Consider the following 13,059-nt stretch of genomic DNA (forward strand, 5'->3'; position numbering starts at 1 on the left):
GATATGGTTTCAGCAAATTGGAGCAAGCTCCTCAAAGCTTCCGTCTTTCACAATTTCCCCATTCCTGAGCAGGATAATCCGGTCAAAGGCACGGACGGAATTCAGCCGGTGGGCGATGGCAATGATATTCCTGCCGTCCGCCAGGGCGAGCACCTCCTTCATTACAAGCTCTTCGGTCAGGTTATCCATGGCGGAGGTGGATTCATCCAGTATAATGAGCCTGGCATCGGAAAACCACAGCCGGGCAAGGGCCAGACGCTGCCGTTCTCCTCCGGACAGCCTGACGCCCCGTTCACCCAGCTGGGTATCCAGGCCATCCTCCAGCCCCTGAAACCATTTCAGAAGCTGGACCTTTTCCAGGGCGCGGATCAGATCTGCATCCGGCAGGGTGGAATCGAATATCAGGTTTTCACGGAGCGTGCTGTCAAAGACAGGGCTTTCCTGGGGAATATAAGCAATATGCCTGTAGTAATCGTCCAGCTTTACACAGCGCAGCTCCTGATTGTCAACCAGTATTTGGCCGCGATCTGGCTTAAGCAGCCCGGCCAGAAGCTTTACCAGCGTGGATTTGCCGGAGCCGCTGCTTCCCGCCAGGGCAATTTTTTCGCCGGGGGCTATCGTAAGGGAAAGACCCCGCAGAATCTGTCTTCCCGAATAGGTAAAATCCAGCTGCTTCACCATAATATTCCCATGAAAGGATGCCATGGCGCTGCCGTTTTGCAGCTGAGGATCCTCGGGAGAATCCAGAAATGAGGTATATCTTTTAAAGGCGGCCGTATCCAGACGGTACTGGACAAATAAAACATTGAAAATGGCAATGGGCGTGTAGGCATTATCCACCAAAGTAATCAGGGCCACAACGGCTCCGATGGATATGGAACGGGTATACCAGGCATAAATGATGAGGGCAGCCTTAATCAGGATGATCAGTGCTGCAAAGGCGGCAAAAAAGGCCTCATGAATAAAGGAAATACCGATTTTGGAGCGGACAATTTCATCCTTTGAGCGCTCCGCCTTATGTATTTCCCGGGAAAACTGCCGGTTCAGCCGGAAAACTACCATCTCCATAAAGCCACGGGTCAGATAATGATTCAGCAGCTCTTCGTTATCCAGCATCCGTTCCTTCATCCGGTAAAGCAGCTTCAGCAGCAGATTTGTGATCAAAAAGACCAGCAGATAGCCGCAGGCCACAGTATAAGCGATCACATGGTTAAGCCTGTAAATAAAAAACATGCTGAACAGAGCGGAAGGCAGCAGCTCCTTCGCAATCCTGAACCAGAACTCAAACAAAATGTTCCGCCCGGCCGTGGAACCGTTTTCAATTCGCTGTATCAGCTTCCCGGTTCCGAGGGACTGATAGGCAAGATAATCAATGCGGCTCGTCTTTTTCAGAGCCATAAGCTTTAAATCCAGATAGATTCCATTATTCAGCTTTTGGTGGGGATACTCATCCAGATAGCTTGCGATGCAGAGAATCAGGAGGAGCCCGCAGTAAAAAAGAATGCCGGACAGGGTAAGCGTCCCGGCCGTAAAACGGTCAATCAGCTTTTGAAAATAACTGACGCTGTAATTCGCCAGAAAGGATAAGCCGATGCCCAGTATAATATAAATTATGATCCATATTTTATTTTTCTTTATTATCTCATATAAATATTTCATATCTGTACTCCTGTACCTTCTGTGGTTTATAAAGCAGCAGAATAAGTACAGTTATGCCTGCCGGCAAAGATATGGATGCACAGGCTGCAGCTCTTTCCGAGTCTGGGCCTGAACTATAGTACTCAGTACAATCTGCCGACAGATTACATAAACTGTACTGAGCTGATACCTCGTTCGTGTCTCAAAAGATCTCACCTCCTGAAATAGGGTAATTATCCAAAAGCTGGAAAAGCCTGGCGGTTATTATTGTGTCTGTTGATTTGAGGTCTGGCAGGACAACACTTCATTGAGGCTTTTTCCCATTTTATCCTCAAAATATTTCTGCAGCTCCAGATGCTTGTCCCATTTTTTCTGGGGATAGAAGCCATACCTGTTTTTTACGTCGCTCATTCGCGTGACTATATCCGCGGGGCCTTCGGCCATGGCAATGCTGTCGCACAGCTGGATCAGCCTGTCATAATCATCATAATCAAAGGAGGCGATGAGGTCCGATATCCGCTGACAATCCTCTTCCGAAACGTCAGGTATTCCAATATAGGTGTGTATATCCTTTACGGCGAAGGAATGGGTGAGGCTGATACGCGCGGGTTCATCGAAGCCCAGCTTCATGAGATAGTCGTAGCCATTGATGACATGGGCCAGCTGTGTCACGCCGAAGCGTCTTCCGATATCATGGAGAAGGCCGAAGATAAAGGCTTTTTCGCTGTCCATGCCGGGGCAGCAGGCGGCGATTTTTTCCGCACATTCCGCGGTGACGAGGGAATGGGCTTTCCACGGTCCTGGATTTAGTTCATAGGCTTCATTCAACAGTTGCATTGAGGTGGTTCTGTCAGGTATCATTGGTCTTCCTCCATTGAATAGTTCAGTTTCACATGTCAGCGCATATAAAAAACGGAATATATAAAAATCCCCGCAGGCCTATTTGGCCTTTGGGGATTTTTGGCCTTCCGGGAAAAACTGAGATCAGCGGTTAATCCCGTTTCACTATTGCAGCACAGCCCATTCCGCCGCCAACGCAGAGGGTGGCAAGGCCGGTCTTTGCATCGCGCTTCTGCATTTCATGGAGAAGCGTAACCAGGATACGGCAGCCGGAGCAGCCTACGGGGTGTCCCAGGGCGATTGCGCCGCCATTTACATTCAGCCTGCTCAGATCAAAGCCCAGATCATGTCCCACTGCCACGGACTGGGCGGCAAATGCTTCGTTTGCTTCAATCAGGTCAAAATCCCCGATTTCCATGCCGGTTTTCTTCAGAACCTTTCTGGTGGCGGCAACGGGTCCGATTCCCATAATGGAGGGATCCACGCCTGCCAGTTCTCCGCCGATCCAGGTAGCCATGGGGGTAACGCCCAGCTCCTTTGCCTTTTCCTCGCTCATGACGATGATGGCTGCAGCGCCATCGTTGATGCCGGAAGCGTTTCCTGCGGTCACAAGTCCACCGTCTCTTTTGAAGGCCGGTTTTAATTTGGCAAGGCCTTCTGCGGTAACGCCCTTTCTGGGGCCTTCGTCCGTGTCAACGATAACGGAACCTTTTTTCGTCTTTACTTCAACGGGCACGATTTCATCCTTAAAACGTCCCTCTTCCATAGCCGCTTCACATTTCTGCTGGCTGTTTGCAGCGAATTCATCCAGCTGCTCCCGGGTCAGTCCCCACTGATCACAGATATTCTCTGCGGTCATGCCCATGTGATAGCCATGGAAGGCATCGGTAAGGGCGTCCTTGAGAAGCGCATCCTCCAGGGGGGCGTTGCCCATGCGGTAGCCGTAACGGCCCTGCTGTACCAGATAAGGTGCGCGGGACATGTTCTCCGTACCGCCGGCAACGATGATATCAGCGTCGCCGCAGGCAATCAGCTTGGCGGCCAGATTGACACAATGAAGTCCGGAGCCGCACAATACGTTAATTGTGGTTGCAGGAACCTCCACAGGGATACCGGCGTTTACGGCGGCCTGTCTGGCGACATTCTGCCCCTGTCCTGCCTGGATAACGCAGCCCATATATACCTCGTCAACCATTTCAGGCTTTACTCCTGCCCTGTTCAGGGCCTCCTTAATCACGATAGTGCCCAGGTCAGCTGCGGGTACAGTGGAAAGCGCGCCGCCCATAACGCCGATTGCGGTTCTGCAGCCGCCGGCCAAAACAACTTTTCTGCTCATTATTTCCTCCATTCTGCCAGGTTACGGCAAGTATTTGATATAGATTGATGTAATATCTGCAGCTGCGGGAAATTGAGCCTTCCAAAATCGGGCAGCCGTAAAATGCTTCCTGTCTGGTTCTGAAAAAACCTTCGGAGGCAGACAGGCTCTTCAGGCCTTATTTTACCATGCTGAATGGCAAAATACAATAAAACGGAAATTTTCGGTCTTCTACGTCCTTCGCCGTCAAGTGCCGCTCAAAGAAATAATTCAGGATTCTTCTATGGAAAAAGCCCGGTAATCAGAGTAAGATAAGAGTAAAGACACAGTAAAACAGCATGACGGGAACAGGGGGAGCTTTTAATGGGGAAAATAAGCCGTAAAAACTGGATTTTAATCTGGATATTGGGGATGACGGGGCAGATCTGCTGGAATATTGAAAATTCCTGGTTCAATACCTTTGTTTATGACAAAATTGCGCCGGAGCCGGCGATTGTGTCCTGGATGGTGGGTGTGAGCGCTGCCGTTTCCACATTCTGCACATTCCTGGTGGGCACATGGGGAGACAGGAAGGGGAAAAGAAAGCCTTTTATCTGCATCGGGTATATTCTCTGGGGAATTTTTACCTTTATTTTCGGGGCTACGGAAATGATACCCAAGAACCCTCTGTTCATTGCGGCCGCATGCGTTGTGCTGGCGGATGCGGTTATGAGCTTTTTTGGCTCCGTGGGCAATGACGGCGGCTTCGGGCCGTGGACGACGGATATTTCCAATGAACATAACCGGGGAAAGCTGGGAGGCGCACTGGCGGTTATGCCCGTGTTCGCCACCATATTCGGTGCGGTGGTTTCAGGGCTTATTATCGATCAGATTGATTTCTTTGCCTTCTTTGGCCTGATGGGCGGCCTGGTGGCTGTGGTGGGCGTCATGGCCCTGTTTACTCTGGAGGATTCGCCCACGCTGCATCCAAAACGGGATGAGAAGGGCTTCTGGCATCAGTTCCTCACCGTGTTCAACTGGGAGACGGTAAGGGGGAATAAAGAGCTGTTCTGGGTTTTTCTGGTGATGACGGTGTACTTTATTGGATTTAATGTTTATTTCCCATACATTACGATTTATTTTGTCAATTATCTGGGATATGACTACGGTATGACCGGGATAATCCAGGGCGTGGGCCTGCTGGCTGCTGCGGTGATGACGATTCCCGCGGCCCGCTTTATTGATAAGGGAAAGGCGCCGCAGGTGATTTTTACGGCGCTTCTGTGCAATACTGCCGGTCTGATACTGGTCAGCCTGTCGCAGAACCTGATAATTTTGCTGGCTGGCGTGTTCGGTGCAGGCATCGGCTACATACTTGTGCTCCAGTCTCTGACGGCCTGGATGAAAAATCTGTATCCGGAGGAGCAGAGAGGCCAGTTTGAGGGAATCAAGCAGATTTTCTTCGTCTGTATCCCCATGATAACAGGCCCTGCCATAGCGACGCAGGTAATCAACCGGATGGGAGTGGAAATGGAGGTCAGCGGCACTATGGGCATGGTTCCTGCGCCAAGCCTGTTTCTGGTATCGGCGCTGCTCACATTGTTTACCCTGATTCCGCTGGCAGCGGCGGGACGCCTGCAGAAAGTGAGACAAAGGGGTTAAGAGCCATGGCAAGGCCGGGCAGAATAAGCCCCGCATCCTGGCCGCCATGGAAGAAAGGGGATTGGATATGGAAAAAGAACTGTTGAAAAAAGGGCCGGTACTGGATGAAAAGGGCCGCCCCATACCGGGCTATTCCAGAAAAAGCACGCTGGTGTATGACAGAAAGGCAATCAAGGCGCCTGCGTGGCGCATTAAAGAATGGGATTTTTATCAGATATCCAATGAAAGGCTGTGCCTGCAGTTTACCATAGGACACGCCGCCTATGCGGGACAGGTAAGCCTGATGCTGTTTGATTTTATCAAAGGGGAAAAGCTTCTGGATCTGAATAAAATCCTGGTGCTGCCCTTCGGCTCTCTCCATATGCCGACGGACGCGGAAAAGGACAATACCCTTTCCTATGAGAAGGGCGGCGTTCTCATGCGTTTCCAGACCAAAAACCAGAAGCGTGTCCTGACCTGCCGCTGGGGAAATGTGGAGGTTAAAATCCGCCTGGAACGGCAGAATCCCAATTCTCTGGTGATTAATCTGCCCTTTGACGAATACGCCCGCGCTTTTTATTATAACCATAAAATCAACTGCATGACGGCGGAAGGCTATGTAAAATCCGGGGACAGGGAATGGCGGTTTGACAGAAAAAATTCCTTCGGCATTCTTGACTGGGGCAGAGGCGTGTGGCCCTTCCATAATGAATGGTACTGGAGCAACGGAAGCGGCCGGCTGGACGGAGAGATGTTCGGCTTTAACCTGGGATGCGGCTTTGGCAACACCGATACTGCCAGCGAGAACATGCTTTTTTACAAAGGCAAGGCCCATAAGCTGGGGAAGGTGGACTTCAGGCTGGGAGACAAATATATGGATCCCTGGCATCTGACGGACAGGGAAGGACGTCTTGATCTGACGCTGACTCCCTGCTATGACAGAACCACGAGCATAAAGCTGCTCTGGGTAAATAACTGCTGCCATCAGATGTTCGGAAAATTTACAGGAAAGGCGGTGCTTGACGACGGCACATGTCTGGAAGTAAAGGATGTGATATCCTTTGCGGAGCATGCCGTAAATAATTGGTAAAGAGAAGACAGGTAACAGTTCAGCAGGCAGAGGCGCGGCCGTCTGCCGGAAAGGAGTGACTATGGATTGGAGAGAAATACTGAAAACCAATGTGACGCATGCCGGGGAACTGGAAGACATTATGCACCTGAACGGGGAGCATGAGCAGGAGGTGGAGAGGATTTTAGAGCGCTTCCCCATGTCGGTCCCGCGCTATTACCTGTCACTGATTGATTGGAACAATCCGAAGGATCCCATCCGGCGTATGTGCATCCCCTCTCTGGAAGAAAACGACATGACGGGGAAGTTTGATACCAGTGGGGAAGCGGAAAACACCAGACTTCCGGGCCTGCAGCATAAATACGGGGAAACCGCCCTGATCCTGTCCACTCACCGGTGCGCCATGTACTGCCGGCACTGCTTCAGGAAGCGCCTTGTAGGTATCAGCGAGGAGGAGACGGCGGATAATTTTGAGAAAGCGGCAGATTATATCAGGGAGCATAAGGAGATAAGCAATGTGCTTATTTCCGGGGGAGATGCGCTGCTTAACAGCAATGAGGCTCTGGAACACTTCCTGGATGTGCTTTCATCCATGGAGCAGCTGGATTTCCTTCGTATAGGGACGCGTACGCCGGTTACTTTCCCTTTCCGGATCACCCTGGATCCGGAGCTTGTGGAGCTGTTGAAACGTTATGACAGGAAAAAGAAAATCTATGTGGTGACGCAGTTCAATCATTCTGCGGAAATAACGGAGGAATCAGAAAAAGCGGTGAGGATGCTCCTTGACGCGGGCATTTCCGTGAAAAATCAGACGGTGCTGCTGCGGGGGGTAAATGATGACCCCGATGTGCTTGGGGGGCTGCTTAAAGGACTGACGGCTATTGGCGTGATTCCTTATTATATTTTCCAGTGCAGGCCCGTTTCGGGAGTGGGAACCCATTTTCAGGTGCCGATCCTTAAGGGTGCGGAGATTGTGGAGCGTGCGAAACAGATGCAGAACGGTTTCGGAAAGGGCTTTAAATATGTCATGTCCCACCGTACCGGAAAAATAGAAATCCTTGGCGCGTGGGAGGACGGAAGAATGCTGTTTAAATACCACCAGGCCAAATATGATGCGGACCGGGGCAGGATTTTTGCCGTGAAACTTGGAGAAAACCAGACCTGGCTGCCGGACGGCCTCTGCGGCGCGGGCGAGGTTTGACAACCGGACATGATTGTGATAATCTGAAGTTAATCGGCCGGAGGGCCGGCCAGACTTTTATAAACGTATAAAAGCAGTGAAGAAGAGAGTACATTCAGGGAAGCCTTACAGAGAAGATCCCGCAGGCGGAGAGCGCCGTCTGCAGCTGCGAGGGATCAGGCCAAAGCGGATGGAATATGGCTTCGGAGCAGCGCACCGAACCGCCGGGACAGCCGGGGGCAAGGCTGCGACAGGCGCCGCCTGTTACAGCGGCAGGGTAGAAAAAGCCGAGTCCATGTCAATGAGCACAGAAGGCAGGCTTTACGTACCCGGAGAGACCGTATCCGCGAGGATAGGGTGAACAGAAGTGGTACCGCGGGTGTAGGCTCGTCTTCTTATTTTTTGACTAAAGCTTAAAAATAAGAGGGCGGGCTTTTGTTGACGTGGGGAAAGAAAGGAAAGGAGCATTTTAGAAAATGAGTAAAGGAAAGTATTATATTACTACCGCCATTGCCTATACCTCAGGCAAACCGCACATTGGAAACACCTATGAGGCTGTGCTGGCGGACAGCATTGCCAGATTTAAAAGAAAAGACGGCTACGATGTATTTTTCCAGACAGGAACGGACGAACATGGGCAGAAGATCGAGCTGAAGGCCCAGGAAGCCGGTGTGACGCCGCAGGATTATGTGGACGGCGTGGCAGGGGAGGTGAAGGGCCTGTGGGATCTCATGGGAACCTCCTATGATAAATTTATCCGTACCACAGATGAGGATCATGTAAAGCAGGTACAGAAGATTTTCAAACGCCTGTATGATCAGGGGGATATTTACAAAGGACATTACGAAGGCCTTTACTGTACCCCCTGCGAGTCCTTCTGGACTGAATCCCAGCTGGTGGACGGCAAGTGCCCGGATTGCGGCAGAGAAGTAAAGCCCGCCCAGGAAGAGGCCTATTTCTTCAAAATGAGCAAATATGCGGACAGGCTGATTAAGCATATTAACGACCATCCGGAGTTCATTCAGCCCGTTTCCCGTAAAAACGAGATGATGAACAATTTCCTCCTTCCGGGCCTGCAGGATCTGTGTGTATCCAGGACCTCCTTCAAATGGGGCATCCCGGTTGATTTTGACGACAGACATGTGGTTTATGTATGGCTGGACGCCCTTACCAACTATATTACCGGCATCGGCTACAATGCGGACGGAGACAGCAGCGAACAGTATAAGAAGCTGTGGCCCGCGGACCTGCATCTGATCGGAAAGGACATTATCCGTTTCCATACCATCTACTGGCCTATTTTCCTCATGGCGCTGGGAGAGCCGCTGCCGAAGCAGGTATTCGGACATCCCTGGCTGCTTCAGGGCGACGGCAAGATGAGCAAGTCCAAGGGAAATGTAATGTATGCGGACGACCTTGTGAACTTTTTCGGCGTGGATGCCGTCCGTTATTTCGTGCTTCATGAAATGCCCTTTGAAAACGACGGCGTTATCAGCTGGGAGCTGATTGTGGAAAGAATCAACTCCGATCTGGCCAACACGCTTGGCAACCTGGTAAACCGTACGATTTCCATGAGCAATAAATATTTCGGCGGCGTGGTGGAGGACAGAGGCGCTGCGGAAGCTGTGGACGAGGATCTCAAGTCCGTGGTGACCGGCACCTATGCAAAGATCTGCGCGAAAATGGAGGAGCTGCGTGTGGCTGACGCCATGACGGAGATTTTCTCCCTGTTCAAACGCTGCAACAAATATATTGATGAAACAGAGCCCTGGGTACTGGCAAAGGATGAAGCAAAGAAGGACCGTCTTGCCACCGTCCTTTACAACCTGGTAGAAAGCATCACCATCGGCGCTTCCCTGCTGGAGCCGTATATGCCCGAAACCTCTGCCAGGATTGCACAGCAGCTGAACACTGTCCTTCCTTCCTTTGAGGAATGTGCTGTTTTCGGCCATTACCCCAGCGGGAACAAGGTGACGGATCAGCCGGAAATCCTGTTTGCAAGACTGGATGCAAAGGAAGTGGTGGAAAAGGCGGAAGCCATGTTTGCCGCAAGGAAGGCGGAGACAGAAGGCCCTGCTGAGGAAGAAGCCGGGGAAGAACAGCCCGCAGTGATAGATATCGAAAGAAAACCGGAAATCACGTATGATGATTTTGCGAAGCTGCAGTTCCAGGTAGGGGAAATCATAGCCTGCGAGGAAGTGAAGAAGTCCAGGAAGCTTCTCTGCTCCCAGGTACGCATCGGCAGCGAGGTAAAACAGATCGTATCCGGTATCAAGTCCAACTATTCCGCAGAGGAAATGGTTGGTAAGAAGGTTATGGTTCTGGTGAACCTGAAGCCTGCAAAGCTGGCGGGCATCGTATCCGAGGGCATGCTCCTGTGCGCTGAGGACGCGGAAGGGAACCTGGCGCTGGTAGCTCCCGAAAAAGAGATGCCGGCCGGCGCGGAAATCTGCTGAGAAGCAGCAGTATAAGGGAACGTTTTTAGGGGGAGATACGGTAAAGGAGGGTTACGCAATGGAAAAAAAGGAATTTTATTACGACTCCAGAGATGGACTCACAAAGCTCCATGCTGTGGAATGGCTGCCCGGGGGCAGGCCGGTATGCATTCTGCAAATTGTCCACGGTATGGCCGAATACATTGACCGTTACCACAGACTGGCCGTTTTCCTGGCGGAAAAAGGCATCCTGGTGGTGGGAAATGATCATCTGGGCCATGGAAAGAGCATATATAATAAGGGGGATGAAAAGCACACCGGCAGCAGCCATCCCTACGGCTATTTCTGCAGCCAGGATCCTGCAACCACGGCGGTTAAGGACGTCCACCGCCTGAAAAAAATGATCCAGGAGGAAAATCCCGGCGTCCCTTATCTGATGCTGGGACACAGCATGGGCTCCTTCATCCTCAGGAATTACCTGTGTGCTTACGGCACCGGGATTGACGGCGCAATCATCATGGGAACCGGGATGCAGCCCAGGGCCCTGCTGGGCTTTTCCAAAAAGCTGGTGAAGTTCCTCACCGTTTTCCAGGGAGAAAAGCATAAAAGCGCCCTGGTTAACGCACTTGCCTTCGGCAGCTACAATAAGAAAATTTCCCACCCCGTATCCGCTATGGACTGGCTTTCCAGGGATTCCGTGGAGGTTGCAAAATACAATGAGGATCCTCTCTGCGGCTTCACCTTTACCCTTGGGGGCTTTGCCACGCTCTTTGAACTGATTGACCGTCTCCATGACAAAACGCGCCTGGAAAAAATGCCGAAAAACCTGCCCGTACTCTTCATGTCAGGAACGAAAGATCCGGTGGGGGACTATGGAAAAGCTGTGGAAGGCGTATATCGTTCCTTCCGTGAGCTGGGCATGACGAACGTGAATATCAAGCTGTATGAAGACGACAGACACGAGCTGGTAAACGAAAGCGACCGGGAAATGGTGTGGAAGGATATCTATGAATGGGTCAGGCGCACCGCGTCCGCTAAAAATCCATAAACCGCAACCGCCGGCAACAGCCCCGGAAAATAAGAAGGAAGTAATATATTGGAAAGAAACAGAACCAGTCAAAGATTCAAAAATAAAAACCATAAGAAACACGCACCTGCCATAGGCACAGCCCTGCTGGCCGCCTTACTCCTGACCGCGGCGCCCGCCACGGAAATATCCGCCGGGCAGCTGCAGCCGGGAAATGAGGCGCTTCATACGGAGCCCTCCCAGGATCTGGAATCCATCCTCACCGACGACCAGAAAGCCCTCCTGGAAAAAATGAAAGAAAAGCTGGCCGCAGGAGAACTGGAAACCGACGAGGATATTAGCAGTGCAATCACCGAATGCGAAGAAGAACTGCAGATCACTCTGACCGATGATCAGAAGGACCAGATCGCCGCTCTCATCAAACAGATAAATCAGCTGGGTCTTGATCCTGACGCCATTCTTTCCAAAGCCCAGGAGCTTTATGAAAAATATGGAGATCAGCTGAAAGAAAGCGCCGATGCAGCCATTCAGGAAAACGTGGTGGAACCCGTGAAAGAAGCCGTCGTGGAAGGCGCCAAATCCGCAGTCCGCGACTTCTTCCACGACATGGTTGACAGCATTAAAAGTTTTTTTGCCAGGATGCTGCCCTGATCCTGACAACAAAAGAATAAAAAAAGAGCCTTTGAGTACACTAAACAAAAATAAAAGTATGTTTAGGGGAAAGGAAGGCTTTTTTTATGAGAATCGCTTTTTTCAGCACAAAACCGTATGATCGCATCTGGTTTGAACCGATGGCGAAGGATTACGGATATGAAATATATTTTATTGAACTGCCCTTCAGTGAGGAGACAGTTTTTCTGGCAAAGGGCTATGATGCCGTCTGTATTTTTGTAAATGACCATGTGAATGCGCAGATGATAGACACGCTCCATGAAATGGGGGTAAAGGCGCTGCTTCTGCGCAGCGCGGGATATAACCATGTGGACACCCGGGCTGCGAAAGGAAAAGTAGCGGTACTGCGCGTGCCCAGCTATTCGCCCGAAGCGGTTGCCGAATTTGCCATGGCAATGCTGCTTACCGTCAACCGTTTTACCCACAAAGCCTACGGAAGGACCCGTGAATTCAACATGAATATCAACGGCCTCATGGGAACCGATCTGTATCATAAAGTAGCGGGCGTCATCGGAACGGGAAAAATCGGCCAGGCCATGATCCGTATTTTCCATGGCTTCCGCATGAACGTGCTCGCCTATGACCCCTATCCCAACTCCAATCTGGACGTGCAATATGTCAGCCTGGAGGAGCTCCTTTCCAAAGCAGATTTTCTGTCCCTCCACTGCCCGCTTACCCCGGACACCCACCACATCATCAACGAAAAAACCATATCCATAATGAAAGACGGCGCCTACCTGGTCAACACCTCCCGCGGCGGCCTCATTGACACCCAGGCCCTGATCAACGGCCTCCTGGCCAAAAAATTCGGCGGCGTCGGCCTGGATGTATATGAGGAAGAGGAAGGCCTCTTCTACGAAGACTGCTCCGATGAAATCATCCAGGATGACAACCTGGCAAGGCTCACCACCTTCCCCAACGTCCTCATCACCTCCCACATGGGCTTCTTCACCGTAGAGGCCATGCAGTCCATCGCCCACGAAACCCTGGAAAACGCCTACGCCCTCGAAAACAACCTCACTTTGAAAAATTTGGTGGAGTAGGGATTGGCCTCCCGGTCTGTGAGAGCCAGCGGTTCCTGTGGCGTAAGGCCGGGGGGCGTTGGGGCCGGGAAAGGGCGGCGGCCTGCGGGGCAGGTGTTTTTTCATGTACCAGTCAGACCGGGCATTTCGATGAACCTTGGCAAAAATTGTTTCAGGAGAGCCTTCAACAATTTTAAGTTTCATCTCCATGGTCTGAAAAGGTACGTGAAAAAACACCTGC

Annotated in this window: 10 protein-coding genes; 7 read left to right on the forward strand and 3 right to left on the reverse strand. The window is 51.3% G+C overall.

Annotated features, from left to right (window positions below):
• Window positions 1–9 precede the first annotated feature (9 nt).
• The 3 genes from DXC51_RS28635 to DXC51_RS28645 all read right to left on the reverse strand — a co-directional run bounded on the left by DXC51_RS28635 (window position 10) and on the right by DXC51_RS28645 (window position 3,814).
• Window positions 10–1,659 (reverse strand): ABC transporter ATP-binding protein, encoded by a 1,650-nt coding sequence (locus DXC51_RS28635; RefSeq protein WP_117546017.1) that lies wholly within the window; start codon window positions 1,657–1,659, stop codon window positions 10–12.
• 243 nt (window positions 1,660–1,902) lie between these two features.
• A complete protein-coding gene (locus tag DXC51_RS28640) occupies window positions 1,903–2,499 on the reverse strand; it encodes an HDOD domain-containing protein (protein ID WP_117546019.1) in 597 nt (198 codons plus the stop codon).
• Window positions 2,500–2,629: 130 nt separating this feature from the next.
• Window positions 2,630–3,814, reverse strand: coding sequence for an acetyl-CoA C-acetyltransferase (locus DXC51_RS28645; protein ID WP_035323736.1), 1,185 nt, complete (start codon window positions 3,812–3,814; stop codon window positions 2,630–2,632).
• A 342-nt stretch (window positions 3,815–4,156) separates the two neighbouring features.
• On the opposite strand from DXC51_RS28645, the gene DXC51_RS28650 reads away from it, so the two are divergent.
• The 7 genes from DXC51_RS28650 to DXC51_RS28685 all read left to right on the forward strand — a co-directional run bounded on the left by DXC51_RS28650 (window position 4,157) and on the right by DXC51_RS28685 (window position 12,839).
• On the forward strand, window positions 4,157–5,434 hold the full coding sequence (locus DXC51_RS28650) for an MFS transporter (protein ID WP_083493051.1): 1,278 nt from the start codon (window positions 4,157–4,159) through the stop codon (window positions 5,432–5,434).
• A 67-nt stretch (window positions 5,435–5,501) separates the two neighbouring features.
• A complete protein-coding gene (locus DXC51_RS28655) occupies window positions 5,502–6,503 on the forward strand; it encodes a DUF2804 domain-containing protein (RefSeq protein WP_117546021.1) in 1,002 nt (333 codons plus the stop codon).
• 61 nt (window positions 6,504–6,564) lie between these two features.
• On the forward strand, window positions 6,565–7,683 hold the full coding sequence (locus tag DXC51_RS28660) for a KamA family radical SAM protein (protein WP_117546023.1): 1,119 nt from the start codon (window positions 6,565–6,567) through the stop codon (window positions 7,681–7,683).
• Window positions 7,684–8,138: 455 nt separating this feature from the next.
• The gene (metG, locus tag DXC51_RS28670; protein WP_021639293.1) at window positions 8,139–10,118 is read left to right on the forward strand and encodes a methionine--tRNA ligase; all 1,980 of its coding nucleotides are present in this window, start codon (window positions 8,139–8,141) and stop codon (window positions 10,116–10,118) included.
• 58 nt (window positions 10,119–10,176) lie between these two features.
• Window positions 10,177–11,145 carry an alpha/beta fold hydrolase gene (locus DXC51_RS28675; protein ID WP_117546025.1) on the forward strand — a complete coding sequence of 323 codons (969 nt, stop codon included), beginning with the start codon at window positions 10,177–10,179 and terminating at the stop codon, window positions 11,143–11,145.
• Window positions 11,146–11,193: 48 nt separating this feature from the next.
• The gene (locus DXC51_RS28680; RefSeq protein WP_181970226.1) at window positions 11,194–11,775 is read left to right on the forward strand and encodes a DUF1002 domain-containing protein; all 582 of its coding nucleotides are present in this window, start codon (window positions 11,194–11,196) and stop codon (window positions 11,773–11,775) included.
• Window positions 11,776–11,861: 86 nt separating this feature from the next.
• Complete coding sequence (locus tag DXC51_RS28685; RefSeq protein ID WP_021639290.1) at window positions 11,862–12,839, forward strand: 2-hydroxyacid dehydrogenase; 978 nt, start codon at window positions 11,862–11,864, stop codon at window positions 12,837–12,839.
• Window positions 12,840–13,059 lie beyond the last annotated feature (220 nt).

This window comes from Eisenbergiella massiliensis (genome assembly GCF_003435485.1).